General features: G+C 68.9%; 27 protein-coding genes. 17 read left to right on the top strand and 10 right to left on the bottom strand.

The annotated features are described in order from the left end of the window. Nucleotides 1-70 precede the first annotated feature (70 nt). From CVV76_RS07565 to CVV76_RS07535, 7 genes are all read left to right on the top strand, one after another. On the top strand, nt 71-823 hold the full coding sequence (locus tag CVV76_RS07565) for a pyridoxine 5'-phosphate synthase (protein ID WP_102224025.1): 753 nt from the start codon (nt 71-73) through the stop codon (nt 821-823). Next, complete coding sequence (locus CVV76_RS07560) at nt 820-1,431, top strand: LysE family translocator (protein WP_102224024.1); 612 nt, start codon at nt 820-822, stop codon at nt 1,429-1,431. The genes CVV76_RS07565 and CVV76_RS07560 overlap by 4 nt, the downstream gene beginning before the upstream one ends. 100 nt (nt 1,432-1,531) lie before the next feature. Further along, nucleotides 1,532-1,960 (top strand): holo-ACP synthase, encoded by a 429-nt coding sequence (gene acpS, locus CVV76_RS07555; RefSeq protein WP_102224023.1) that lies wholly within the window; start codon nt 1,532-1,534, stop codon nt 1,958-1,960. Nucleotides 1,961-2,035: 75 nt separating this feature from the next. Further along, on the top strand, nt 2,036-2,827 hold the full coding sequence (gene lepB / locus CVV76_RS07550; RefSeq protein WP_102224022.1) for a signal peptidase I: 792 nt from the start codon (nt 2,036-2,038) through the stop codon (nt 2,825-2,827). Then, nucleotides 2,824-3,507: a ribonuclease III gene (rnc, locus tag CVV76_RS07545; protein WP_102224021.1), complete on the top strand. Its 684-nt coding sequence runs from the start codon at nt 2,824-2,826 to the stop codon at nt 3,505-3,507. The genes lepB and rnc overlap by 4 nt, the downstream gene beginning before the upstream one ends. A 130-nt stretch (nt 3,508-3,637) precedes the next feature. Further along, nucleotides 3,638-4,546: a GTPase Era gene (era, locus tag CVV76_RS07540; protein ID WP_102224020.1), complete on the top strand. Its 909-nt coding sequence runs from the start codon at nt 3,638-3,640 to the stop codon at nt 4,544-4,546. Beyond that, entirely contained in the window at nt 4,546-4,875 is a 330-nt protein-coding gene (locus CVV76_RS07535; protein WP_199178523.1) for a DUF1491 family protein, read from the top strand. Before era ends, CVV76_RS07535 begins: the two co-directional genes overlap by 1 nt. 3 nt (nt 4,876-4,878) lie before the next feature. On the opposite strand, the gene CVV76_RS07530 is transcribed toward CVV76_RS07535, so the two are convergent. From CVV76_RS07530 to CVV76_RS25380, 6 genes are all read right to left on the bottom strand, one after another. Further along, a complete protein-coding gene (locus tag CVV76_RS07530; RefSeq protein WP_102224018.1) occupies nt 4,879-5,715 on the bottom strand; it encodes a DUF1217 domain-containing protein in 837 nt (278 codons plus the stop codon). Continuing rightward, a complete protein-coding gene (gene flbT, locus CVV76_RS07525) occupies nt 5,712-6,116 on the bottom strand; it encodes a flagellar biosynthesis repressor FlbT (protein WP_102224017.1) in 405 nt (134 codons plus the stop codon). The genes CVV76_RS07530 and flbT overlap by 4 nt, the downstream gene beginning before the upstream one ends. Beyond that, nucleotides 6,113-6,556, bottom strand: a complete 444-nt coding sequence (flaF, locus tag CVV76_RS07520) for a flagellar biosynthesis regulator FlaF (RefSeq protein ID WP_332888537.1) — start codon at nt 6,554-6,556, stop codon at nt 6,113-6,115. The genes flbT and flaF overlap by 4 nt, the downstream gene beginning before the upstream one ends. A gap of 84 nt (nt 6,557-6,640) precedes the next feature. Then, a complete protein-coding gene (locus tag CVV76_RS07515; protein WP_102224015.1) occupies nt 6,641-7,939 on the bottom strand; it encodes a flagellin in 1,299 nt (432 codons plus the stop codon). Nucleotides 7,940-8,250: 311 nt separating this feature from the next. Then, a complete protein-coding gene (locus CVV76_RS07510; protein WP_102224014.1) occupies nt 8,251-8,685 on the bottom strand; it encodes a hypothetical protein in 435 nt (144 codons plus the stop codon). Next, entirely contained in the window at nt 8,672-9,022 is a 351-nt protein-coding gene (locus CVV76_RS25380; protein WP_233192760.1) for a rod-binding protein, read from the bottom strand. Before CVV76_RS25380 ends, CVV76_RS07510 begins: the two co-directional genes overlap by 14 nt. A gap of 1,609 nt (nt 9,023-10,631) precedes the next feature. Between CVV76_RS25380 and CVV76_RS24940 the strand changes: the two genes are divergently transcribed. The 4 genes from CVV76_RS24940 (at nt 10,632) to CVV76_RS07485 (ending at nt 13,833) form a co-directional block, all read left to right on the top strand. After that, nucleotides 10,632-11,120 (top strand): flagellar hook-length control protein FliK, encoded by a 489-nt coding sequence (locus CVV76_RS24940; protein ID WP_158243115.1) that lies wholly within the window; start codon nt 10,632-10,634, stop codon nt 11,118-11,120. A gap of 50 nt (nt 11,121-11,170) precedes the next feature. Further along, nucleotides 11,171-11,896: a flagellar hook capping FlgD N-terminal domain-containing protein gene (locus CVV76_RS07495; RefSeq protein ID WP_102224012.1), complete on the top strand. Its 726-nt coding sequence runs from the start codon at nt 11,171-11,173 to the stop codon at nt 11,894-11,896. A gap of 344 nt (nt 11,897-12,240) precedes the next feature. Beyond that, nucleotides 12,241-13,263 carry an aspartate-semialdehyde dehydrogenase gene (locus CVV76_RS07490; protein WP_102224011.1) on the top strand — a complete coding sequence of 341 codons (1,023 nt, stop codon included), beginning with the start codon at nt 12,241-12,243 and terminating at the stop codon, nt 13,261-13,263. Nucleotides 13,264-13,311: 48 nt separating this feature from the next. Next, nucleotides 13,312-13,833: a hypothetical protein gene (locus CVV76_RS07485; RefSeq protein WP_102224010.1), complete on the top strand. Its 522-nt coding sequence runs from the start codon at nt 13,312-13,314 to the stop codon at nt 13,831-13,833. On the opposite strand, the gene CVV76_RS07480 is transcribed toward CVV76_RS07485, so the two are convergent. After that, entirely contained in the window at nt 13,830-14,480 is a 651-nt protein-coding gene (locus tag CVV76_RS07480) for a carbonic anhydrase (protein WP_102224009.1), read from the bottom strand. The genes CVV76_RS07485 and CVV76_RS07480 overlap by 4 nt on opposite strands. Nucleotides 14,481-14,636: 156 nt before the next feature. Here CVV76_RS07480 and CVV76_RS07475 point away from each other — a divergent pair, with 156 nt between their 5' ends. The 3 genes from CVV76_RS07475 (at nt 14,637) to CVV76_RS07465 (ending at nt 17,327) form a co-directional block, all read left to right on the top strand. Further along, a complete protein-coding gene (locus CVV76_RS07475; RefSeq protein WP_102224008.1) occupies nt 14,637-15,020 on the top strand; it encodes a hypothetical protein in 384 nt (127 codons plus the stop codon). An 86-nt stretch (nt 15,021-15,106) separates the two neighbouring features. Beyond that, the gene (locus CVV76_RS07470) at nt 15,107-16,489 is read left to right on the top strand and encodes a leucyl aminopeptidase family protein (RefSeq protein WP_102224007.1); all 1,383 of its coding nucleotides are present in this window, start codon (nt 15,107-15,109) and stop codon (nt 16,487-16,489) included. Between the two features lies 1 nt (nt 16,490). Beyond that, nucleotides 16,491-17,327 carry a C40 family peptidase gene (locus CVV76_RS07465; RefSeq protein WP_102224006.1) on the top strand — a complete coding sequence of 279 codons (837 nt, stop codon included), beginning with the start codon at nt 16,491-16,493 and terminating at the stop codon, nt 17,325-17,327. Nucleotides 17,328-17,468: 141 nt separating this feature from the next. Here the strand turns inward: CVV76_RS07465 and CVV76_RS07460 are convergent, their stop codons facing one another. From CVV76_RS07460 to paaZ, 3 genes are all read right to left on the bottom strand, one after another. After that, nucleotides 17,469-17,816, bottom strand: a complete 348-nt coding sequence (locus CVV76_RS07460) for a DUF2794 domain-containing protein (RefSeq protein WP_102224005.1) — start codon at nt 17,814-17,816, stop codon at nt 17,469-17,471. A 237-nt stretch (nt 17,817-18,053) separates the two neighbouring features. Continuing rightward, nucleotides 18,054-18,857: a PaaX family transcriptional regulator C-terminal domain-containing protein gene (locus CVV76_RS07455; RefSeq protein ID WP_102224004.1), complete on the bottom strand. Its 804-nt coding sequence runs from the start codon at nt 18,855-18,857 to the stop codon at nt 18,054-18,056. A gap of 10 nt (nt 18,858-18,867) precedes the next feature. Beyond that, the gene (gene paaZ, locus CVV76_RS07450) at nt 18,868-20,892 is read right to left on the bottom strand and encodes a phenylacetic acid degradation bifunctional protein PaaZ (RefSeq protein ID WP_102224003.1); all 2,025 of its coding nucleotides are present in this window, start codon (nt 20,890-20,892) and stop codon (nt 18,868-18,870) included. Nucleotides 20,893-21,021: 129 nt separating this feature from the next. Here paaZ and paaI point away from each other — a divergent pair, with 129 nt between their 5' ends. Genes paaI through CVV76_RS07435 form a run of 3 tightly spaced genes read left to right on the top strand, consistent with a single transcriptional unit; the run spans nt 21,022 to nt 23,406 of the window. Then, nucleotides 21,022-21,456, top strand: a complete 435-nt coding sequence (paaI, locus tag CVV76_RS07445; RefSeq protein WP_102224002.1) for a hydroxyphenylacetyl-CoA thioesterase PaaI — start codon at nt 21,022-21,024, stop codon at nt 21,454-21,456. A gap of 31 nt (nt 21,457-21,487) precedes the next feature. Next, nucleotides 21,488-22,798, top strand: a complete 1,311-nt coding sequence (paaK, locus tag CVV76_RS07440; RefSeq protein ID WP_102224001.1) for a phenylacetate--CoA ligase PaaK — start codon at nt 21,488-21,490, stop codon at nt 22,796-22,798. Nucleotides 22,799-22,800: 2 nt separating this feature from the next. Further along, complete coding sequence (locus tag CVV76_RS07435) at nt 22,801-23,406, top strand: TetR/AcrR family transcriptional regulator (RefSeq protein WP_102224000.1); 606 nt, start codon at nt 22,801-22,803, stop codon at nt 23,404-23,406. The last annotated feature ends 1 nt before the right edge of the window (nt 23,407 follow it).

Here is a 23,407-nt window from a genome sequence, read left to right as displayed (position 1 = left end):
CCCCGCAACCGGCTTGACCTTCCCGGCCCGAGCGGGTGATCTCTGCGCGAAACCGCAAAGGATCTGCGCGATGACCGCTTTCAAGGGCCGCCTCCGCCTCGGCGTCAACATCGACCACGTCGCCACCGTCCGCAACGCTCGCGGCTCGGCCTATCCCGACCCGCTGCGCGCCGCCAAGCTGGCCGAGCAGGCCGGCGCCGACGGCATCACCGCCCACCTGCGCGAAGACCGCCGCCACATCGCCGATGCCGACATCGCGGCGCTGCGCAAGAACCTGTCGGTGCCGCTGAACTTCGAGATGGCCGCGACCGAGGAGATGCAGCGCATCGCGATGACCCACCTGCCGCATGCCGTCTGCCTCGTGCCCGAGAAGCGCGAAGAGCGGACGACCGAGGGCGGGCTGGACGTCGCGCGCGACGACAACCGGCTGGGCCAGTTCATCGCGCCACTGCGCGAGGCGGGCTGCCGGGTGTCGATGTTCATCGCCGCCGATCGCGCACAGGTCGAGGCCTCGGCACGGATCGGCGCGTCCGTGGTGGAGCTGCACACCGGCGCCTATTGCGACCTGCATTACGAAGGCAAGCTGAAGGAGCGCGACGCGGAACTTGCGCGCCTGCGCGACATGGCCGCGCTGGCCGACAGCCTCGGGCTTGAGGTCCACGCGGGCCACGGCCTGACCTACGAGACGGTGCAGCCGATCGCCGCCTTTCCCGAGGTGATGGAGCTCAACATCGGGCATTTCCTGATCGGCGAGGCGATTTTCGTGGGCCTCGAGGCTGCGATCGCCCGGATGCGCACCGAGATGGACGCGGCGCGGGCATGACCCTCGCGCATCTTGCCATCGTGCTTGCCGGTTGGGCCCTGCAGGCGGGCAGCCCCGGCCCCGCGACGCTGGCGCTTTCCGCCACGGCCATGGGCCAGGGACGGCGCGCCGCGCTGACCCTCGCGCTCGGGATCTGCTGCGGGTCGGGAGTCTGGGGCCTTGCCGCCGCACTGGGGCTGAGCACCGTGATGCTCGCCAATGCCTGGATCTTCGAGGTGCTGCGCTACCTCGGCGCGGGCTACCTGATGTTCCTCGCGGTCAAGGCGCTCCGCAACGCGGCGCACCCCCGCCCCGCCTCCACCGCCGCGACCGAGGGGCACAGGCTGTTCCTCAAGGGCCTGGCCCTGCACCTGACCAACCCCAAGGCGATTCTCGCCTGGGGCGCGATCTACCTGCTCGCCCTGCCCGCGGGGGCGCCCATGACACAGATCTGGGCCCTGTTCGCCTGCCTTCTGGCGACCTCGGCCATGATCTTCGTGGGCTATGCGTTGATGTTTTCGCACCCGCGCGTGGCCCAGGGCTATGCCCGCACCCGGCGCGGGTTTGACGCGGCTTTCGGCGTCCTGTTCGGGGCGGCGGGCTTCGGCCTCCTGACGGCGCGGCTGTGACGGGGCACCCTCCCCCTCCCCGGCACCTCGTTTCTCGTCCTCCCGCCGAGCAGAAGCGCAGCGTCCGACAGGGCCCCCCGCCCGCACCCCGGAGATCCCGATGATCCTCGGCATCGGCACCGACCTGTGCAATATCGACCGCATCCAGGGCACGCTCGACCGGTTCGGCGACCGGTTCCGCAACCGCGTCTTCACCGAGCTTGAGCAGCGCAAGGCCGAGCGCCGCGCCGACACCGCCGGAACCTATGCCAAGCGGTGGGCGGCGAAGGAGGCCTGCTCCAAGGCGCTCGGCACAGGTCTTCGCATGGGCATCGCCTGGCGCGACATGGGCGTGGCGAACCTCCGCACCGGCCAGCCCGTCATGCACCTGACCGGCTGGGCCGCGGATCGGCTGGCCCAGATGACCCCCGAAGGCCACGAGGCGATCGTCCACGTGACGCTCACCGACGACCACCCCTGGGCCCAGGCCTTCGTGGTGATCGAGGCACGCCCCCTGTCCGCGCGCGCAAGTGAAGCGCCGGAAACTTGACTTCACGCCCCGCGCCCCGCATGTAGCGCCGGACTTGGGGCCCCGGGGCCCGCATCGGTACGGGGACAGAACCGAATGGCAAGCAAGGCGGACAAGAAGGGCGACGGCTTCGCCGAGACCATCAAGACGATCGTCTACGCACTTCTCATCGCGGGCATCTTCCGCACCCTGTTCTTTCAGCCGTTCTGGATTCCCTCCGGGTCGATGAAGGACACCCTGCTGATCGGCGATTTCCTCTTCGTTAACAAGATGGCCTATGGCTATTCGCGCTATTCCTGCCCGTTCGGCCTGTGCCCCTTCACCGGCCGCATCCTTGCCCGCGACCCGCATCGCGGCGACGTGGTGGTGTTCCGCAACCCGACCAACGGCGAGGATTTCATCAAGCGGCTGATCGGCCTGCCCGGCGACACCGTCCAGATGAAACAGGGCCGGCTCTGGATCAACGGCAAGGAAGTGCCCGAAACCCCCGCAGGCACCTTCGTCGAGAAATACGCGCCGCAGGGCCCGATGGGGAATTATCCGCGCTGCGAGAACGCCCCGGTGGGCGAAGGCGCCGATTGCGAAAAGACCCGCTTCCGCGAAACCCTGCCGGGCGGCGTGAGCCATGACATCCTGAAGATCACCGATCAGGGCTATGCCAACAACACGCCGGTGTTCACCGTGCCCCAGGGCAAGTATTTCTTCATGGGCGACAACCGCGACAATTCCGAGGACAGCCGCTTCGCGCAGGACGTGGGCGGCGTCGGCTTCGTGCCCTACGAGAACCTGATCGGCCGTGCCGACCGGATCATCTTCTCGTCCGCCGGGCGGTCGCTGTTCTACGTCTGGACCTGGCGCGCGGACCGCTTCTTCAAGGGGATCGAGTGAAGCTCTCGGCGGACCTTGCGGATTTCTCCGTCCGGATCGGGCATGACTTCGCCCGGCCCGAGCTTCTGATCCGCGCGGTCACGCATTCCTCGATCTCCTCGGCCACTCGCCCCGACAACCAGCGCCTCGAATTCCTTGGTGACCGCGTGCTTGGCCTCGTCATGGCCGAGGCGCTGCTGGCCGCCGACCGCGGCGCGTCCGAGGGCCAGCTGGCCCCGCGCTACAACGCGCTGGTGCGCAAGGAGACTTGCGCCGAGGTCGCCCGTACCGTCGATCTGGGCGCCGTGCTGAAGCTCGGCCGGTCCGAGATGATGTCGGGCGGGCGCCGGAAAGAGGCATTGCTGGGCGACGCGATGGAGGCGCTGATCGCGGCGGTCTACCTCGACGCCGGGTTCGAGGCCGCGCGCGCCCTGATCCTGCGGCTCTGGGGCGACCGGATCGCGACGGTCGAGGCCGATTCCCGCGACCCCAAGACCTCGCTTCAGGAATGGGCCCAGGGCCGGGGCATGACGCCCCCCAGCTATACCGAGATCCGCCGCGAAGGCCCGGATCACGCGCCGATCTTCACCATCCGCGCCGAGCTTTCGAACGGCGAGGCGGCCGAGGCGAGCGCCGGCAACAAGCGCCAGGCCGAACAGGCCGCCGCCAGGGCGCTGCTGGACCGGGTCGAGCAGGGCTGACCTCTTTCGCCACGCGCGCGGGGCCCCACGCTGGACCGCGCGTTGCCGTATCGGCGGCGCGGCAACGCCACGCTGGCCTTTGCAGCGCCTTTCCGCTATGCCCCGCCAATCCACCCCGAGGGAAAGACTCATGACCACACGCGCGGGCTTCGCCGCCCTGATCGGAGAGCCGAACGCCGGCAAATCCACCCTGCTCAACCGCATGGTGGGGGCCAAGGTGTCGATCGTGACCCACAAGGTGCAGACCACGCGCGCCCGGATTCGCGGCGTCTGCATGGCGGGCGAAAGCCAGATCGTCTTTGTCGACACCCCCGGCCTCTTCCGCCCCCGCCGCCGGCTTGACCGTGCCATGGTCGCGGCCGCCTGGGGGGGCGCCGCCGATGCCGACGTCATCGTCCTGCTGATCGAGGCCCACCGCGGCCTGACCGAGGGCGCCCGCGCCATCGTCGAGGCACTGACCGAGCGCGTCCCCGACGGCACCCCCGTCGCGCTGGCCATCAACAAGATCGACAAGGTGAAGGCCGAGACCCTCCTCGCCCTGACCAAGGAGCTGAACGACGCCTATCCCTTCGCCAAGACCTTCCTGATCTCGGCCGAACGCGGCCATGGCGTCGAGGATCTGCGCGAATGGCTGGCGGGCGAGATGCCCGAAGGCCCCTGGCTTTACCCGGAGGACCAGATCGCCGACCTGCCGATGCGCATGATCGCCGCCGAGATCACGCGCGAGAAGCTGACGCTGCGCCTGCATGAGGAACTGCCCTACCAGCTCACGGTCGAGACCGAGGCTTGGGAGGACCGCAAGGACGGCTCCACCCGGATCGACCAGCTGATCTACGTCGCCCGCGACGGCCACAAGGGAATCGTGCTGGGCAAGGGCGGCGAGACGATCAAGGGTATCTCCACCGCGGCCCGGGCCGAGCTGGCGGAATTCCTCGGCCGGCCGGTGCACCTGTTCCTTCAGGTCAAGGTGCGGCCGAACTGGCTTGAAGAGGCCGAGCGCTACGGCGAGATGGGCCTCGACTTCCGCGACGGCGACTGATGGCACGGCTGACCGCTGATTTCTGGGTGCATGCCTACCTTCGGCGTCTTCAACTGGCCAACATCCCCGCTTATGTCACGGCCCATGGCGACGACACGGCGGGGGCAGTGCTGGTCAAGGTGGCCACGCTCGATGGCAAGGCCCGCGCCTACCAGCGCAGCTTTGACCTGATGAGCGGGGACCGCACCTGGGTCGTCCTTGCCGAGGGCGAGGAACGCGCGGTGGACGAGGCCATCGCTCGCCAGCGCAATTTCGACCCCGATCTCTGGGTGATCGAGGTCGAAAGCCGCGAAGGGCGGCACCTGCTGGACGAGGAAGGGCTGGAGTAGGGCCTAGCTTGCCGCGAGGATCGACAGGATCCCCCCGGCGCTTCCCCCCTGCCCTGCCTGCAGGATCTGCAAGGCGGCCGAGGTTCCCGTCGTTGCGCCGGAGGCGCCCGAAGCCCCGGCCCGGATCATGAACAGCCGCACCAGCTTGTCCATCTGCTCCGGCGCCGAGAACTGGCTGACCGAACTATCGCCGAAATAGGCCGTCGACTTGTCCTGCAAGGTCTCAAGCTGGAGGTCGAGATCCAGAGCGGCAAAGCTGGACGGCAGACCCAGCGCCGTCTCGAATACCGTTCTGATCGACGTCGTGCCCATGACCGAGAACCACTTGGTGGTCTCCGAGGCGCTTTTCTCCGCGATCGCGCCCAGCGCTTCGGGCAGCGCCATCGCGAGGCGCATGTTGTTGTCCTGCTCACCCACAGCGATCTCGAACTGCTTGCGCGCATAGGGCGACAGGATCGTGTCGGCGAAATCGCTTTTCTGGGTATTCGGCGGTGTCAGGTCGAAGCTGAAGGCGCGTGCCAGCGACGCATAGCGGCTGTCCGACAGCTTGTTGCCAAGCGCATCCGACGACAGCGTGCCATCGGCCAGAACCCTGGTGATGAAGGCCTTGTTCGGCAGGTCGTCATCAAGCCCGAAGGCACCCAGCGCCACCTTCAGCAACCGGTAGTCCGAGACCAGATCCTCCGCGGTGGTCACCTTGGCGATGTTTTCGCGGAAATAGTCACTGTCCCGACCCTGGGTGCCGCTGTTGTTAAAGGCCTCCTGCTGGGCCTCCATCGTGCGGCTGAGGAATTTCCAGCCGGCGTAACCCGTAAGTGGCAGGACCGGCTGAAAGGTCATGTCGGACAGGCGGCCAGAAGCCGCTCCTCGCGCGGGAGAAGGGCGCGCAGGAACTTCAGCGCCTGGTAATGCTGCCCCTCCAGCACCGAGGCGGTCGCCTGGGTCAGTTGCTTGCGGCTGTCGTGATCGGTCAGCACCTGGGAAAGCTGCTCGATCCCGCGCAGAAGCTGCATACGCGCCTCTTCGGCATCGGCATCGCCAGACAGGACAAGCTGGGCGATGTAGCAGACCCGGCGCACCGGCGTGTTCACCTCGCCGGGGTGGATCGCGTCGCGCAGGCGCAAGATATGCGCCCCCGGCGTCTTGATCGACAGACGCGACCGTCGGTCGCCGTTCTCGATCACCGCACCGTTGATCAGCACCCGCTCCTTGGGGCCGAGCTTGAGGACGAGGCCGCTCATCTGGCGACCTCGCGGCCGAGGGTGCGCGGTCCCGCGTGGTTCGCCGCGCGGGTCGGCGGCTGCGGCGCGGGCGGGGCGATCGGATCGCTGCGCAGGCCCCGCATCACCGCGGTGTTGATGTCGATCAGCACGTCCACCGTGGCCTGGCGGGCCAGCACCTTGCGGCTGTGCTGTTGCGTGAATTCGTTGAGATAGAAGATCCGTGCGCGCAGCGACTCGGGCAGCTGGTTGCCGGGATCGGCGACGTCAGTGGCCAGAATGGTCCAGAGACGGCGGTTGTCGTACAGCGCGCGAACCAGCGCCCCGAAGGCCCGCCTGTCGTTCGATTCCGACGCCGATTTCAGGCGATGGGTCACGCGGGCGAGAACATCGTATTCAAGGCCGCGGCCGGTGCGCGTGGGCGCGCCCGGAGTGGCATAGGCAGTACGGGCCATGTTCATTGCGGTCACGTCGGAATCCTTCCGTAACGTTTCATCTTTGGCGCGAAGCGGAGCGCCGCGCTTCCGGCGGCGCCCCGTCCGTCATCAGCGGAACAGCGACAGGATGCTCTGCGGCGCCTGGTTGGCGATCGAGAGGGACTGCACACCCAGCTGCTGCTGCACCTGGAGCGCCTGAAGCCGGGCCGAGGCCTCTTCCATGTCAGCATCGACCAGCGACCCGATCCCTGCCTTCATCGAAGAGGTCAGGTCCGAGATGAACGTCGACTGGGTTTCCAGCCGGCTTTCCGCCGAACCGAAGGCCGCCGCGGCGGTGGTCGACTTCTCGATCAGGGTATCGATCGCGGCAAGCGCCCCGGTCGCACCCGAATCGGTGGTCACATCCATCGTCGCAAGCGCACCGAGCCCACCCGAAGACAGGTCGGAGCCGGCGGTGCCGCCATCCGTTGCCTGCAGACCGACGTCGATCGACGCACTCGAGCCGTTGGTGATGGTGATCACGTTGTCCGTGCCGCCGACCGCGACGGAGTAATCCCCGCCCGTCGCCGCCTCGAAGAACGCGTTCATCTGGCTCATCAGGTTCGCCGCCACGTCGGCGGTTCCGTCCGTCGCGCTGGCGACATATTCGAACGTCCGCGTGCCGGTGGCCGTGCTGCCGTCGGCGGTGTTGATTTCCAGACCGTCGATCTTGATCTGGTAACCAACGCCCTCGGCGACCTGGCCGATGGTGATGCTTTCGGTCCCGCTGGCCGCCACGGTTGCCGCCGCGGTCAGCGCGTCGGTGCCCGCCGCCTGGGTGGTGCCGCTGCCCGAGATATAGTTTGCCGGCGTGGTCAGCGTGCCCGAGCCATAGCTTTGCGCGCTGGCCGGGGTCGTCACCGACAGGTTCTGGCGCGACACGTCGATATGCTTCGGCGTCACGCCGCCGCTGGCATCCCGGTCAAGCGACGACAGCACGCTCATGGAATCGGTGCTGGTGCCGTCGATCAGGTTCATCCCGTTGAACTGCGCCGCGCCCACGACCGATTTGATCTGGTCGGTGAGCGCCTCGATGTCGGTCTGGATCTTCGCGCGGTCGACGTTTTGTTCCTGGGCCGCGACGATCTTGCCCTTCACCTCGGTCAGCAGGTCGGTGATCGTTTCCGTCGCCTGGCGGGCAACGGCCACGGTCGACTGGCCGAGCGAAAGGCTGTCCGAGATCCCCTTGAAGCCCTTCACGTCCGATTCCATCGTCTTCGAGATGGCCCAGACAGCGGCGTTGTCCTTGGCCGAGGCCACGGTCTTGCCGGTCGAGATTTCCGACTGGGTCTTTTCCAGGCCGGTGTTGATGCCCTTCAGGGTTTGCAGCGCGACCATCGCGCTGGTGTTCGTCAGAATGGACGACATGGTGTCTTTCCTCACTAAATGCCCGCGCTTCGCGCCAGGCGCATCCGCCGCCCGAGGGCAGCCGTTAAGGCGTTCTCACCGCTGCGGCCTGCGTCGGCCGCGCCACCCCCTTCCGGGATGCCCGAGCACTTAGACCCGATCACCCCTAAGGGAGTGCTAACCGCCGCCGCTTCCACCGCACTTCCGGCCGGCTTTCTGGAGTCGCGGTTAACACTTCCTCGCCAGCCAGGCCGGCCGCCACCCGCGTCATGCAAAGACCCCCGGGCGTGGCGGCACCCGGGGGTCCTGTCGTTCATGCGTTCGGTATCGCCTCAGGCGCGCCGCTCCACCCTGCCGGACCTGACGGAATGCAGGTTCTTGCGGCCCGCGCGGTCGTAGGTCTCGGTGCCCGACTCGATCCGGCGAAGCTCCTCCAGCCGCAGCCGCGCCGCGCGGACCCCGCCGATCGCCCCGCGCAACGCCCCCGCGTTGCGCTGCGCCTCGGCCAGCAGCGCCGAAAGCGCCCCGGCAGATCCGCCCCCAGCCATCGCCGATCCCTCAGGCTCAGCCGCCTCGAGCTCACGTGCCAAAGCCTCCTTTTGCGGCAACAGCTCGGCCAAAGCCGCGAAATCGGCCCTGCGCAACGCCGCCGATTCCTCACGCATCAGCATTCGAAGCGCCTCGGCCACCGCGTCGAGCTGCGTCATCTCCGGGGCCTCTGCCCCGGTCTTCCCCATCGGGCCATGCCCCGTCTCAGCTTGCGCCATCCGCCCGCTCCTTCAGGCTGTGAAAGATCTGTTCGGCCAGTCCGATCCCCCCCTTCGCGACGATTCGCTCCGCCTGGGCCTCCCGCAGGAAGGAGGAGAACTGTTCCTCTCCCGCGCCGCCGCCAAAGCTGCCCTCCATCGCGCCAAGGCCGGCATGACCCAGCATTTCGGACAGGAACGAGGTTTCCAGCGCCCGGGCCGCCTTCATCAGCTGCGCATCGCGCGAATCGTTGGGGACCGACCTGGCGGGGGCGGGCGACGCACCGCGCGAGGTAAATCCTGCTACGGTGGGATCGGGGCCGTTCAGCGCGGGCATGGTCAAGGGCGAAAGGGTCATCGTGTCGCTCCGTTCTGGATCGGGCGAGATTAGGCGGCGCGGGGTAAAGAACCGGTAACCTCTTGCGGCGAAACTGCGCGGGCAACGGCAGAAGTCGCGGACAATGATGAACCCACTCGCAGATTTTCAGGTGCCGGCGGCGCCGCGTGGCCGCCCGGTCTCGACACCGGCCGCAACCCCGGCCACCAACCGTGCCGGCCGCGCTGACCCCGCCGTAAGGGACGCCTTCCGCGCCGAGGTCGACTCCGCTGGGGGCGCATCTACCGGTGGCGCATCCCCCGGGATCACCGCTTCGGGCGCCGCCGCGTCCGGCGCCGCCACGGCGTCCACGCAGGCGCCGCGCCCCTCCGGCAAGGCCGCCGCCGCCCACCATCCCGGCCCCTTCGCCGCCCGATTAGCGACCGAAGAGACACCAGCGGACGCGAAGGCCGCCGATGTCAGCACCGGCGACGGCGCTGAGGCCTTGGCACCGGCATCTCTGACCGAGCCTGACACACCGGAATCGGCCCCCATACCGAATGTGCCTGATCCCGAGGCGGCGGCCGAGACCACCGCCCAACCGCCCCTTGCAGACGATCCCACGGCAACGCCGCGCCGGGGCGGGGCATCCGCACTTGGCCCGGCCAGGGCAAACGCACCACCCGCGTCTTCCCCCGCGACGGAGACGCCCGACACCGTGGCTGCCATGCCCGGCCGGCAAATGATCACGCGGCCCGCACACCGAGCGGAAGGCCGCGCGTTGCCGGATATCGACACAGGGTCGGCGAAAGAGCTGGCACCGGACGATCCGGCCCCCTCCCTTCCCTCCGCCATCACCTCCACCCTAGTCGCCGCCCCAACCGGTGCCCCAGCGATCGCGACACCGGCCGCTCCCGGCACGCCCCCTCGGCTGTCGGGGCAAAGCGCCCCCGTCGTCACCGGCGGCAGGGGGGCAGCAGCACCCACACCCGCGTCGCCCGCCGTCAGCGCAGCGCGGACCGACGGCACCACTCTGGCCGGCGGAGGCCTGCCGCAGAAAATCCTCGGAGAGCCCCCGAACGCGGAGGGGGGGAACATCGGCGCCCGCCCTGCTCAGGCGCAAGACCCGGCGGCCGCCCCGGTCGCCGCAGCGCAGCCGACCCCCGAAGGACCGGACATCCCTGCCCCGGAACCCCCGGACCGGCAGCCGCCCGCAATCGCCGCACCTTTCATCTCCGCCCCCGCCAAGGGCGGTGCGGGCGCCATCGGCTCCGCGCCCACTGTGACCCCAGGCACGCCCCTTCTCCCGACTGACGCAGGGGCACCCGATACCGCCCCGACCCCCGCTTCCACCGGCGGGGCCGGCCCTCAAATGGTCACGAACGCCGCCGCTCCAACTCTCACCCCGGGTCGCCCCGAGATCGGACCGGGGGCAGAAACCGGCACCACCCCGCCTCCCCACGACACCCGGGCAAGAGCCAAGCAGACCGACGCCTTCCACGCGCCGTTTGGTCACGTGCACGCGGTCCGGGCCACGGGTGAGCCCGCCCCGCCCCAACGCCCGGCGGACCCAGTTCAGTCCGCGCCTGCCGCCGGCCTGACGGCGGATCGGGGCACCGAGGGGATCAGCCTCACCCCCGGGGCAAATACCGTGCCCGCGCCCATCCATGGCAGCGCGACCAGCCCCCCGGCCACGTCGGTCTCTGGGCCGGACCCGCAGGCCGCGGCCCGCCCGGTCGCATCGCAACTTGCCACCGCCGTGGCCCGTCACGCCGACAGCAGTACGGTCGAGCTTGCCCTGTCTCCGGAGGAGCTTGGCCGTGTGCGCATGGTGATCCGCCACGACACCCAGGTGATGAGCGTCGCAATCCACGCCGACCGCCCCGAAACCCTCGACCTCATGCGACGCCACGCCGAGGTTCTGGCCCAGGAATTCCGGGCCCAGGGCTACAGCGGCACGGCGTTTTCCTTCACCGGCGGCGAGGGTGGCGCGGCCGGTCGCGGATCGCAGGCCCCCCCCTCCGCCCCGATAGCACCCGCGGCCGGCGATTCCTCCCGCGGCGAGGCCGCGAACGCCGGCTTCTCCGCCCCGCCGCCACGCGCACGCTATAGCGCCGACGGCCTGGACCTGCGCCTCTGACGGCGCCCGACCCGCCCTCCGCCTTCTCCGGCCCCAGAAAGGAGCCCGCCATGAGCGTCACCGCACCAACCGCCAGCACGACCCAGACCGCGACAACTTCCACCGCCACGACTTCCGCTGCCACAACTTCCGCTGCCACAACTTCCACCGCCACGGCGACGGGAAGCGGTTCGAGCGGTGCGCTGATCAATTCCGATTTCGACACCTTCCTGAAGATGCTGACCACGCAGATGCAGAACCAGGATCCGCTCAACCCCATGGATTCGTCGGATTACGCCGTGCAGCTCGCCACCTTTTCGGGCGTCGAACAGCAGACCAAGACGAACGATTTGCTGACCGGGCTGTCCACGCAGATGAGCGCGATGGGCCTTGCCCAGCTGTCCGGCTGGGTCGGGATGGAGGCCCGCACGACCGAACCGGTCTGGTTCGACGGCAGCCCCGTTACGCTGTCCCTCGCGCCCGAGACCGGGGCCGAAAAGGCGGTGCTGGTGGTCAAGGATTCCTCCGGCACCGAGGTCGGCCGCGGCGAGGTCACCCCGACGGCGGGAGAGATCCAGTGGGCGGGCACCGGGTCCGACGGCACCCCCTATGCCTCGGGCCAGTACAGCTTCACCCTCGAAAGCTACAAGGACGGCACGCTGAGTTCGACCGCCGCGGTGCCCGCCTATGGCAGGATCACCGAGGCCCGTGCCGGCGAATCCGGGCCGCTTCTGGTGCTCGAGGGCGGGGCCGAGGTCGCCTCCTCCGCCATCGATGCGCTGCGCCAGCCGGGCTGACCCGCGCCGCCGCTCCGGGCGCCTGGACCATATGGTCGCCGCGACGGGACCGCGCGGCGCGCATCTGAACCGGCCCCGCAACGGCCACCTCGCTGTATCCCGCAGGGCAGATGCCCGGCAGCCACGGCCGGGATGCACGGACGGCGATACCCCAGCCCGCTGGAGCCGCGCCCCGCGCTGCCGGGCAGGTCTTCCCCCGCGGTGTGGGCATCCCCGGAATCGGCGCCGGAGAGGCGTGGCCCTCGGGTCGCCCCCCGCGCCCTTCCGCGATCCCTCTTTAAACCCAGGCCGTTTCGCGTTACATCGCGGCGACTTTTCGACAAGATCGATTGCAGGAGGTCCCGATGGGCTACAAGGTCGTCGTCGCGGGGGCCACGGGGAACGTGGGCCGCGAAATGCTGAACATCCTCGCCGAGCGCGAATTCCCGGTCGACGAGATCGCCGTGCTGGCCTCGCGCCGTTCGCTCGGCACCGAGGTGAGCTTTGGCGACAAGACCCTGAAGACGCAGGATCTGGACACGTTCGACTTCACCGGCTGGGACATCGCGCTGTTCGCCGTGGGGTCGGGCCCGACCAAGGAATACGCACCGAAGGCCGCCAAGGCGGGCTGCGTGGTGATCGACAACTCGTCGCTCTACCGCTACGACCCGGACGTGCCGCTGGTGGTGCCCGAGGTGAACCCCGAGGCGGTCGAGGGCTATGCCAAGAAAAACATCATCGCGAATCCCAACTGCTCCACCGCGCAGATGGTGGTGGCGCTGAAACCGCTGCACGACCGCGCGAAGATCAAGCGCGTGGTGGTGTCGACCTACCAGTCGGTCTCCGGCGGCGGCAAGGATGCGATGGACGAGCTCTGGAATCAGACCAAGGCCGTCTACAACCCGACCGAAGAGGTCGAGCCGAAGAAGTTCACCAAGCAGATCGCCTTCAACGTCATTCCCCACATCGACGTCTTCATGGAAGACGGCTCGACCAAGGAGGAATGGAAGATGGTCGCCGAGACAAAGAAGATCGTCGACACCAAGATCAAGGTGACGGCGACCTGCGTGCGCGTGCCTGTCTTCGTGGGCCACGCCGAGGCCATCAATCTGGAGTTCGAGGAATTCCTCGACGAGGACGAGGCGCGCGACATCCTGCGCGAGGCGCCCGGGATCATGGTCGTCGACAAGCGCGAGGACGGCGGCTACATCACCCCGGTCGAATGCGTGGGCGACTTCGCGACCTTCATCAGCCGGATCCGGCAGGATTCGACGATCGAGAACGGGCTGAACCTGTGGTGCGTGTCGGACAACCTGCGCAAGGGCGCGGCCCTGAACGCTGTGCAGATCGCCGAGACGCTGGGCAAGCGCTGCCTCAAGAAGGGCTGAGCCGGGGCCCTTAATCCAGGCTTAACCATTGAAGGCCACGATCCGGGGATGGACCGGATCGTGGCCTCTTTTCATGTCGATGCCGCTGCCTGGGCGGAATTCCGGGCGCTGTGCTCCGCGGCGTCGGAGACGCCCGACACCGCCCTGCGCAATCTCCTTCGGCTGGAGATCAGGCGCCGGACCCGCCGACGGACGAGGAGAAGCGAAGCGCCTGACGAGGCGCTCCTCGATCGTCTTCGCCGTCTCGTCGCCGAGGCCCTCGAAAATTCGACCGATTGGCAAGGATACCGGTGCGCGCTCCGCGACCGCGGCCTCGACATCGCGCCCAAGGGCGGCGGCCTGGTCGTGCGGAGTGCTGCCGACGGGCGCGAGCTTGCAAAGGCGTCCCTCGTCGGGCCCGGCTACCTGCCGCTGGTGCGACGGTTCGGCGCCCCGATGCCGGGCCACCCGCAGACGCGGCTTGCCGCCATCGCCATGGGCGAGCCGCCGCGCGCCCATGGCTGCACCGACATTGATGGCGGCCCCGAGGACGACCCCGACGATGATTTCGACCTGATCGAACCCTGCTAGACCCGAACGAAAGCTTTCACCGCCGGGTCGTATTGCTCCAGCGTGCCTTCACCGATGTCGTTCCACAGCCCGTGCAGCGTCATCACCTCGCTCTCGACCGCCTCCCTCACGAAGGGGAAGGTCATCAGGTTCTCGAGGCTGACCAGAACCGCCTCGCGCTCCATCGCGCTGGTCCGGGCCGCCGGATCCTCGATCTCCGCGGTCCTGTCGAAACCCGGGCGCAACAGGTCCATCCAGCGCCCGACATAGCTTTCCTTGGCTTCCATCGCCGGGGCATGCCCCGAACACATGTCGAAGCAGCCCTTCACGCCGCCGCAGTTGGAATGCCCCATCACCACGATATGCGCCACCTTCAGCGCGTTCACGGCGTAATCCAGCGCCGCAGAGGTACCGTGCAGGTCGCCATCGGGTTTGTGAGGCGGCACCAGGTTCGCGATGTTGCGGTGGATGAAGAACTCGCCCTGGTCGGCCCCGAAGATCGTGGTCACGTGCACCCGGCTGTCGCAGCAGGCGATGACGAAGGCGCGCGGATGCTGCCCTTCGTTGGCCAGACGCTTGTACCAGGCCTTGTTCTCGGGATATGCGGTCGCCTTCCAGCCGTGGTAACGCTGGACAAGATAGCCGGGCAGCGGCTTGGCATGGTGCATCGGGGTCTCCTTCGCGCGGGGTCCTGTGCTGTCGCGAACCTGCTTTAGGCCTGCCCGCCCGAGATTTCGAGCGGATTCCCGCGTCCGGTTCAACCTTTTCTTCAGTCCCAGCGGTCATTCTCGTCTCCGGGTGAGACTTTGGGATGAGGTAGGGTCATGGAAAGTGGAGTTTCCGTGCTGCGGATCGACGAGAGGGCATATCTGGATGCGGCGCGGCTGGCAGAGCTCAGCGCCGAACACGGCGTGGTCGAGGCCGAGAACCTGATGACGCGCGCGGTGGGGGAACTTGCCCTGATCCTCGCGGCGATGGTTCGCCATTATGTGAGCGGCGATCTGAGGGCATTTGCCCGAGAGCTGCGGCGCCTCAGGTTCATGGCCGGACAGGTGGGCATGCCCAGCCTCGCCGCAGCGACCGAAGGCGTCTCGATCAGTCTCGAACGTGGCGATTCCACGGCCCTCGCGGCCACTTGGGCACGTTGTCTCCGGCTGGGGGAAAGCTCCCTCCAGGCGGAGTGGGAGGCGCAGGATCTCTCCGGTTAGGCAGGCCGGAGGCCTCTTGCAGGCCCCTGCGAAGTGACTAGGCTGCGGCGCGTTGCAATCCGGACGCCCCCGAAAGGAGCCAGACCATGCCGCTGACCTTCGCCCCACAGGAGGCCCCCGCCCTGCCCTTGCACATCGTGCCGAAGGATGGTCTCGCCGCCTGGCTGCTGGACCAGCCGGCGGCCGTGGCGGACTGGATCAAGGCCACCGCCTACGACGCGGCCCCGGGCAGGATCGCGCTGCTTCCCGATGGCAGCGGTGGCCTTGCCGGTGCGGTGATCGGCGCCGACGGTGACAGTGCCCGGCGGCGCCAGCGCTTCACCCTTGCCCGCGCCGCCGACGCACTGCCCGAAGGCGTGTGGGAAATCGCGACCCCGCTGGAGCCGGAGGCGGCGGAGGAGGCGGCCCTTGGCTGGTTGCTGGCGGGCTACCGCTTCGACCGCTACCGCAAGGCGGCGCGCGCGGCCGCGCAGCTTCGCGCCCCGGCCGGGGTCGACGCGCGGAGGGTCGAGGCGATCGCCGCGGGCGAGGCGCTGACCCGCGATCTGATCAACACCCCGGCCTCCGACATGGGCCCCGACGAGCTTGAGGTGGCGGCGAAGGCCCTGGCCGAAAGCCACGGCGCCGCCTTCAATGCGGTGATCGGCGATGACCTGCTCGACCACGGCTTCCCGATGATCCACGCCGTCGGCCGCGCCTCGCCGCGGGCGCCGAGGCTGGTGGAGATCACCTGGGGCGACGCAGGACCGCTGCTGACGCTGGTCGGCAAGGGGGTGTGTTTCGATACCGGCGGGCTGGACCTGAAGCCTGCCTCCTCGATGGGCCTGATGAAGAAGGACATGGGCGGGGCGGCCACGGTGCTGGGGCTGGCCCACATGATCATGGCGCTCGGCCTGCCGCTGCGCCTGCGGGTGCTGATCCCGGCGGTCGAAAACGCGGTGTCGGGCGATGCCTTCCGCCCCGGAGACATCCTGACAAGCCGCAAGGGCCTGACGGTCGAGGTCAACAACACCGACGCCGAGGGACGGCTGGTGCTGGCCGATGCGCTGGCGCTGGCCTGCGAGGAAATGCCCGACCTGCTGATTTCCATGGCGACACTTACCGGCGCGGCCCGGGTGGCCGTGGGCCCCGATCTCGCCCCGTTCTACAGCGTGTCCGACGCGGACGCAGAGACGCTGCACTCCGCCGGCCTGACGGTGCGCGACCCGCTCTGGCGCATGCCGTTCTGGGACCCCTACGAGGAGATGATCGAGCCGGGCATCGCCGATCTCGATAACGCGCCGTCCGGGGGCATGGCCGGTTCGATCACCGCGGCGCTGTTCCTGCGCCGCTTTGCCGAGGGCGCGCGCTACGTCCATTTCGACATCTACGGCCACCAGCCGAAGCCCGCGCCGGGCCGGCCCAAGGGAGGCGTCGGCCAGGGCGCGCGGGCGATCCTTCAGGCCCTGCCCCGGATGCTGGAGATCTGACATGCGCGATCGCCGCCTCACCCCCTCGAACGGCCGCGTGGCCCATGTGTCGCTCCAGGGGTTGGTGGCGGCGCAGAACTTTGTCGGCGGCACCTGGCGCCGGATCGCGGTGCCCGTCGCCGACATCCTGACCCGGCCCCACGGCCCGCGCGACCGCCAGATCCTGATGGGCGCCCGGGTGCTTGTGCTCGAGACGGCGGAGGGCTTTGCCTTCATCCAGGCGGAGCGCGACCGCTACGTCGGCTACGTCCGCGAGGAAACGCTGTGCCCCGATGCCGCCGCGACCCATTGGGTCAGTGCGCCGGCGACCCATCTCTATCCCGAACCCTCGATCAAGCACCGGGAGATCGGCCTTCTGTCGCTGGGCGCGCGGTTGACGATCACAGGTGAGCAGGGCCGGTTCGCCGAAACAGCCGAGGGGGCCTTTGTCCCCGTCCGGCACCTGACGGCACTTGGCGCGTGGGAGGATGACCCGGTCGCGGTGGCCGAACGGTTCCTTGGAACGCCTTACCTCTGGGGCGGCGATTCCTATACCGGGATAGATTGTTCGGGCCTCGTCCAGGCGGCCTTTCTCGCCTGCGGACAGCCCTGCCCGGCCGACAGCGACCTGCAGGAAAAGGGCCTGGGCCGCCCGCTGACGGAGGGCGAGACCCCGGCGCGCGGCGACCTGGTGTTCTGGAAGGGACACGTCGCGCTGGTCTCCGGCCCCGACCGCATCCTGCATGCCAGCGCGCACCCGATGGCAGTGGTCTACGAAGGCCTCGACGCCGCGAGGGAGCGGATCCGCAAGGCCGGCGAGGGCGAGGTGACCTCGGTCAAGCGGGTCGAGTTGGGCTGAGGCAGCGCCCCTTGCAGACGGGGACGCGGGCGGGGGTTTCACACCCCCGCACCCGCCACATTCGAAGGGGTTTCACACCGCCGCACCCCCGTGGAGTATTTTCGCCAAAATGACGGCAAGGATCGCCGCGAAAGGGTGCGGTCAGTCGACCGGGCGGATCAGCTTGCGTTCGAGGACGCGCAGCACGGTCGGCAGATCGTGGCCGCGGCGCAGGATCTGGCCATCGAGGCCGACCACGGAATACATCCCCTGGCGCCCGCGCAGCTTGGGGCGCTTTTCGATCCGGTAGAGCGGATGCTCGGCGGTGCGGCGGAAGACGGAGAAGACCGCGACCTCGCGCAGGCAGGAAATGCCGTAGTCGCGCCACTCTCCCGCGGCGACCATGCGCCCGTAGAGACCGAGGATGGCGCCGAGTTCGCGGCGGTCAAAGCTGACCTGCTCGGGCAGGGCGCGGGCTGCGGGGAATTGGGTCGGCGGCTGCGCGTTCATGCCTCTCAATCTGGCGCGGTGGCACCGCTAAATCAAGCATGGCCCGAATTCGGCCCGAAAATGACCCCGGAAAGGGCGGCAACCTTGCGTGATGGCGCCGCGATTGCCGGCGATACAGGCATTACAGCGAAAGACGCTACCCGGTGCCGCATTCAACAGCCCCCATCCAATCTGCAGCACCGGGGACTTTCGCGGAACGAGGGTGCCCCCGCCAGCCAAGGCGGGGGCTTCGTTCGTTCAGGGGCCCTGAAAGCGCTGCGCCATCGTGCCGTTGGCCGGCGGCATCGCCGGAAAGGCCGCGTCGTCGTGGTCCAGCCAGCTTTCCGAAAGCGGCAGCAGCGCGGCATAGGCGGCCGCGACCCGGGCCCGCGCGCCACGCAACTCGGGCGGCAGCAGCGCATCGGGCAGATCCGGGTGGCGCAGCACGATCCGGCGCCAGCGGTGGATCAACAGCACCCGCGCGGCCATCGCGTCGAGCGGGGCGGAGGGCGGGGACCGGAGCGCGCCCAGGTCCGACATCAGCCGCGATAGCGCCTCGCGATGGTCCGGTGTCGGCAGGCGATCCGAGAGCGCCGCAGGATCGGCCAGCAGCCGCCCCGTGACCGAGAGGGCCGCATCCGCGCCCGCCGCCCCCCGCGGTGTCTGCACCAGCCAGAGCCCCGGGCCCAGCACCACCGCGCCCCCGGGCGGATCGCCCCCCAGCGCCAGTGTCCAGTCGCCCCCGGTATCGGGCCGCGCCGGCGCGTAGATCCGGCCCGAGGCCGGGGCGAATTCGCCAAGGCCCCGCACACTCAACCGGTAGAAGCTGTTGCGCCCCTCGCGGTCGCGTTCAACCCAGCCGTCCGACGCCAGCCGCGACAACGCGGTGCGCAGCGCGCCCGCCTCCACCCCCAGCCGTTCCATCAACCGTTGCAGGCGCGCCGCCGCGACGCGCCCGCCGCGCGGCCGGACGGCATCGCCGAAGACGGTGATCACAAGCGACCAGACGCGCAGACGTCCGTCAGCGGAGAGCGAGGCGAGGAGGGGCGCAAGCGGATCCATGAAGATCCGTTTAGCCGCGATAGGCCACCATCGTCAAAAGCTCGTAGTCCGCGACCTTCTCGTCGTCCTGGTTGTAGAGGCTCACGGCCCAGGCGACCTCGCCATAGGTGTCGGTCCGCCGGGTCTTGCGCGCGCAGGTCAGGCGGACATGAACGCTGTCGCCCGGGCTGACCGGTTTCATGAAGGCCAGGGCATTCAGCCCGGTATTGGCCAGCACCGGCCCCGGATCCGGCTGCACGAAAAGCCCCGCCGCGAAGCTGAGCAGAAGGTAGCCATGCGCCACACGGCCCGGGAAGAACGGGTTCGCCTCGGCCGCGGCCTGGTCCATGTGGGCGTAGAAGGTGTCGCCGGTGAAATGCGCGAAATGCTCGATGTCGTCGAGGGTGACCTGGCGCGGGTCGGACCGCAGCGTTTCGCCGATCTCGAGGTCGTCGAAGCTGCGGCGGAAGGGATGTTCCGGGCCCGTCACCTCGGGCGCGCCCGCAGTCCACTGCCCGGTGAGGGCCGAGATCATCCGCGGGCTGCCCTGAACCGCCGTCCGCTGCATGTAATGCAGGACGCCCCGGATACCGCCCATCTCCTCTCCTCCGCCCGCGCGGCCGGGGCCGCCGTGGATCATGTGCGGCAGGGGGGAACCATGGCCGGTCGCCTCGGCCGCCGATGTGCGGTCGTTTATGTAGAGACGGCCGTGCCAGGCCGCGGCCTCCAGCGCGACGGTGCGCGCGACCTGCGGGTCATTGGTGAAGAGCGAGGCGACAAGACTGCCGCCACCGCGGTTCGCCAACGCCGCCGCATGGGGCGCGTCGCGATAGGGCATCAGCGTGGCGACCGGGCCGAAGGCCTCCACCGAATGCACCGCGCGGGCGGCGTCGGGGTCGTCGCAAAGGTACAGCATCGGCGGCAGGAACGCCTGCGCCGGGTCGGCATCGTGGATCGCGAAGGCGTCGGGATCACCGAAGATCCGGCGCGCCTCGGTTTCGATGGCGGCGGCCTTTTCCAGGACGTCGGCCTTTTGCGACAGCGACGCCAACGCGCCCAGGCGCACGGCGCGGTCCTCGGGGTTGCCCACGGTGACCTTGGCCAGCGCTCCGGTCAGCGCCTCGGCCACCGGGTCGATCAGGTCGGCGGGCACGATCAGGCGGCGCATGGCGGTGCATTTCTGCCCCGCCTTCGTGGTCATCTCCGTCACCGCCTCCTTCACGAACAGCTTGAACTCCTCGCTGTCCGGTCCAGCATCAGGGCCGAGGATCGCCGCGTTCAGGCTGTCCTGTTCGGCGATGAAGCGGGTGGAGTTGCGCGCAAGCGCCGGATTCTGGCGCAGCATCAACGCGGTGTCGGCCGAGCCCGTGAAGCTCACCACGTCCTGCGCGCCGAGCCTGTCGAGCAGGTCGCCCGTCCGCCCGACGATCAGCTGCACCGCGCCCTCTGGCAGGATGCCGCTGTCGACGATCATCCGGAACGCCGCCTCGGTCAGATAGCTGGTCTGGGTGGCGGGCTTTACGATCGCGGGCACCCCGGCCAACAGACAGGGGGCTAGCTTTTCCAGCATCCCCCAGACCGGGAAATTGAAGGCGTTGATGTGCACACCCACCCCCCGCAGCGGCACCGCCATGTGCTGGCCCACGAAGGTGCCGTTCCGCGACAGCGCCTCGGTCCCGCCGTCGAGATAGACCTGCCCGTCCGGCATCTCGCGCCGCCCCTTCGAGGCGAAGGCGAAGACGGTCATGATCCCGCCGTCGATGTCGACCCAGCCGTCGCGCCGCGTCGCGCCGGTCAGCGGGTTCAGGGCGTAAAGCTCTTCCTTCCGCGCGTCGAGGTGCTGGGCCAGCGCCTTGAGCATCCGCGCCCGGTCGTGGAACCCCATGGCGCGCAGCGCGGGCCCGCCGGTGTCGCGGGCATGGTCCAGCATCGCCTGGGGCTCGATCTCCGACCCGGTGCGCGCGATCTCTTCCCCGGTCACCGGGCTGCGCAGGATCTGCGCCCCCGCCCCCGGTCCGATCCAGCGCCCGGCCTGGTAGCTTTCCGGTGTCAGCATGATGTCCTCCCTCAGAGTCGGGGCGATCCTGCACGTTTCCCGTTCGCGATTCAATACTCTTGACCGCTTGGTCGGTTTTGTGCAGCATCCGGGGCAACGGCGGGAGGGCCGTGACCGGAGGAGGCTATCATGACACCCCAGGAACGCGCGGAGCGCAGCGCCGCCGCCATGCAGGCCGAGGATCACGCGACGAAGTGGCTGGGCGCCCGGCTTGAGGCGGTGGGGCCCGGGACGGCGACGTTTTCCATGATCGTCGAGACGCATCATCTGAACGGCCAGGGTATCTGCCACGGCGGGTATATCTTCACCCTGGCGGATTCGGCCTTTGCCTTCGCCTGCAACAGCTACAACCGGCGCGTCGTCGCCCAGCACAATTCGATCAGCTATCTCAGCCCCGGACAGAAGGGAGAGCGGCTGACCGCCACCGCACGGGAAGCATTCCTGTCCGGACGGTCTGGTTTGTACGACATCACCATCACCGGCGGCGACGGTCGCAAGGTGGCCCTGTTCCGCGGCGCCTCGCGCCAGGTCAGCGGCCAGCATTTCGAGGAGGAGGAGCAATGATGGAACGGACCCCCGGACAGGGAGCGCGGAGATGAAGGATCTTTCCCCCCGCCCCGGCGACCTCGACCAGATCGAAACCGCCTCGCGCGACGAGATCGCGGCGCTGCAGCTCGACCGGATGAAATGGTCGCTGCGCCACGCCTACGACAACGTGCCGTTCTACCGCCAGTCGTTCGACGCGGCGGGTGTTCACCCCGACGACCTTCACAGCCTCGCCGATCTGGCGAAGTTCCCCTTCACGGTGAAGCAGGACCTGCGCGACCATTACCCCTACGGCCTGTTCGCTGTACCGCGGGAAAGGATCGTCCGGCTTCATGCCTCCTCTGGCACCACGGGGCAGCCGACAGTGGTGGGCTACACGGCGAAGGATATCGACACCTGGGCCACCTGCGTCGCCCGCAGCCTGCGCGCCAGTGGCACGCGACCGGGCGACGTGGTGCACGTGGCCTATGGCTACGGCCTTTTCACCGGGGGCCTCGGCGCGCATTACGGCGCGGAAAAGCTGGGGTGCACCACGGTGCCGGTCTCGGGCGGGATGACCCCCCGCCAGGTTCAGCTGATCGAGGATTTCGGCGCCTCGACGATCATGGTAACACCCTCCTACATGCTCTCGATCCTCGATGAATACCGCGCCCAGGGCCGCGATCCGCGGCAGAGCCCGCTGCAGGTCGGCGTCTTCGGCGCCGAACCCTGGACCAACGCCATGCGCGAGGAAATCGAACAGGCGGTCGATATGCACGCGGTCGACATCTACGGCCTGTCCGAGGTGATGGGCCCGGGCGTCGCCAACGAATGCGTGGAAACCAAGGATGGTCTGCACATCTGGGAGGATCACTTCTACCCCGAGGTGATCGACCCCGTGACCGGCGAAGTCCTGCCCGACGGCGAGCTGGGAGAGCTGGTCTTCACCTCGCTGACCAAGGAGGCGCTGCCGATCATCCGCTACCGCACGCGGGACCTGACGCGGCTTCTGCCGGGCACGGCGCGATCCATGCGGCGGATGGAAAAGATCACCGGCCGCTCCGACGACATGATCATCCTGCGCGGCGTCAACGTCTTCCCGACCCAGATCGAGGAACAGCTTCTGGCGGTGCCCGAACTTGCCCCGCATTTCCAGATCGAGCTGACGCGCGAAGGGCGGATGGATCAGATGTCCGTGCTGGTCGAGGCGGTGGCCGAGTTTGCCGCCGACGATCACCGCGCCGCCTCCGCCAGGGCGCTGTCTCACCGTATCAAGCAACGCGTGGGCGTCAGCGTCCGCGTGACGGTGGCCGACCCCGGGTCGGTCGCGCGCAGCCAGGGCAAGGCCGTGCGGATCCTCGACAAGCGGCCCAAGGGGTAGGCATGGCGCGGGGTCTCGGACGCGATCACGACGAGAAGCGCGCGGCGATCCGCAAGGGCGCCGCCGCCTATTTCGCGGCGCACGGTTACGATCGCGCCTCGATGGCGGGCGCGGCCTCGGCCTGCGGCGTGTCCAAGGCGCTGATCTACCACTACCACGACAGCAAGGAGGCGCTGCTCTTCGAGATCCTCGAGGCGCATCTCTCCGACCTGACCGAGGTGGTCGAAGCAGCGCTTGCCGACACCGCCGCCGCCCGCCCCGAGGCGCGGCTTTACGCCCTGACCCACGCCATCCTCGGCGCCTACCGCGACGCGGATGCGGAACACAAGCTGCAGATCGACGCGCTGGAGACCCTGCCGCCCGACCGCCAGGCCCCGCTGATCGAGATGCAGCGCCGGCTGGTTACGGTGATGTCGGATACGCTCTCGGCCGCGAACCCGGCGCTTGCCGGGACCCCGCAGCTGCGCCCCCTGACGATGAGCGTCTTCGGCATGCTCAACTGGTTCTACATGTGGCACCGCCCGGGCCACGGGATCGGGCGGGACGATTATGCCGACCTGGTGGCCGACCTCGTCCTTGGCGGGCTTGGCGCGGTGGCGCCCCAGTGAT

The sequence above is a fragment of the Acidimangrovimonas sediminis genome (genome assembly GCF_002871005.1).
GTDB lineage: Bacteria > Pseudomonadota > Alphaproteobacteria > Rhodobacterales > Rhodobacteraceae > Acidimangrovimonas > Acidimangrovimonas sediminis.
This window is presented reverse-complemented; position numbering and strand designations above follow the sequence as displayed.

Excerpts from the sequence above, each read along its gene's own strand:
- CVV76_RS07470 (WP_102224007.1), top strand. The coding sequence starts at position 15,107 with ATGCCGCTGACCTTCGCCCCACAGGAGGCCCCCGCCCTGCCCTTGCAC.
- CVV76_RS07480 (WP_102224009.1), bottom strand. The coding sequence starts at position 14,480 with ATGCACCATGCCAAGCCGCTGCCCGGCTATCTTGTCCAGCGTTACCAC.
- CVV76_RS25380 (WP_233192760.1), bottom strand. The coding sequence starts at position 9,022 with ATGACCCTTTCGCCCTTGACCATGCCCGCGCTGAACGGCCCCGATCCC.
- flbT (WP_102224017.1), bottom strand. The coding sequence starts at position 6,116 with ATGAGCGGCCTCGTCCTCAAGCTCGGCCCCAAGGAGCGGGTGCTGATC.
- lepB (WP_102224022.1), top strand. The coding sequence starts at position 2,036 with ATGGCAAGCAAGGCGGACAAGAAGGGCGACGGCTTCGCCGAGACCATC.
- CVV76_RS07530 (WP_102224018.1), bottom strand. The coding sequence starts at position 5,715 with ATGACCTTTCAGCCGGTCCTGCCACTTACGGGTTACGCCGGCTGGAAA.
- CVV76_RS07455 (WP_102224004.1), bottom strand. The coding sequence starts at position 18,857 with ATGGATCCGCTTGCGCCCCTCCTCGCCTCGCTCTCCGCTGACGGACGT.
- CVV76_RS07565 (WP_102224025.1), top strand. The coding sequence starts at position 71 with ATGACCGCTTTCAAGGGCCGCCTCCGCCTCGGCGTCAACATCGACCAC.
- paaI (WP_102224002.1), top strand. The coding sequence starts at position 21,022 with ATGACACCCCAGGAACGCGCGGAGCGCAGCGCCGCCGCCATGCAGGCC.
- CVV76_RS07485 (WP_102224010.1), top strand. The coding sequence starts at position 13,312 with ATGGACCGGATCGTGGCCTCTTTTCATGTCGATGCCGCTGCCTGGGCG.
- CVV76_RS07460 (WP_102224005.1), bottom strand. The coding sequence starts at position 17,816 with ATGAACGCGCAGCCGCCGACCCAATTCCCCGCAGCCCGCGCCCTGCCC.
- CVV76_RS07435 (WP_102224000.1), top strand. The coding sequence starts at position 22,801 with ATGGCGCGGGGTCTCGGACGCGATCACGACGAGAAGCGCGCGGCGATC.
- CVV76_RS07465 (WP_102224006.1), top strand. The coding sequence starts at position 16,491 with ATGCGCGATCGCCGCCTCACCCCCTCGAACGGCCGCGTGGCCCATGTG.
- CVV76_RS07490 (WP_102224011.1), top strand. The coding sequence starts at position 12,241 with ATGGGCTACAAGGTCGTCGTCGCGGGGGCCACGGGGAACGTGGGCCGC.
- CVV76_RS07560 (WP_102224024.1), top strand. The coding sequence starts at position 820 with ATGACCCTCGCGCATCTTGCCATCGTGCTTGCCGGTTGGGCCCTGCAG.
- acpS (WP_102224023.1), top strand. The coding sequence starts at position 1,532 with ATGATCCTCGGCATCGGCACCGACCTGTGCAATATCGACCGCATCCAG.
- CVV76_RS07510 (WP_102224014.1), bottom strand. The coding sequence starts at position 8,685 with ATGGCGCAAGCTGAGACGGGGCATGGCCCGATGGGGAAGACCGGGGCA.
- paaK (WP_102224001.1), top strand. The coding sequence starts at position 21,488 with ATGAAGGATCTTTCCCCCCGCCCCGGCGACCTCGACCAGATCGAAACC.
- flaF (WP_332888537.1), bottom strand. The coding sequence starts at position 6,556 with ATGAACATGGCCCGTACTGCCTATGCCACTCCGGGCGCGCCCACGCGC.
- paaZ (WP_102224003.1), bottom strand. The coding sequence starts at position 20,892 with ATGCTGACACCGGAAAGCTACCAGGCCGGGCGCTGGATCGGACCGGGG.
- CVV76_RS07495 (WP_102224012.1), top strand. The coding sequence starts at position 11,171 with ATGAGCGTCACCGCACCAACCGCCAGCACGACCCAGACCGCGACAACT.
- CVV76_RS07515 (WP_102224015.1), bottom strand. The coding sequence starts at position 7,939 with ATGTCGTCCATTCTGACGAACACCAGCGCGATGGTCGCGCTGCAAACC.
- CVV76_RS07535 (WP_199178523.1), top strand. The coding sequence starts at position 4,546 with ATGGCACGGCTGACCGCTGATTTCTGGGTGCATGCCTACCTTCGGCGT.
- CVV76_RS07475 (WP_102224008.1), top strand. The coding sequence starts at position 14,637 with ATGGAAAGTGGAGTTTCCGTGCTGCGGATCGACGAGAGGGCATATCTG.
- era (WP_102224020.1), top strand. The coding sequence starts at position 3,638 with ATGACCACACGCGCGGGCTTCGCCGCCCTGATCGGAGAGCCGAACGCC.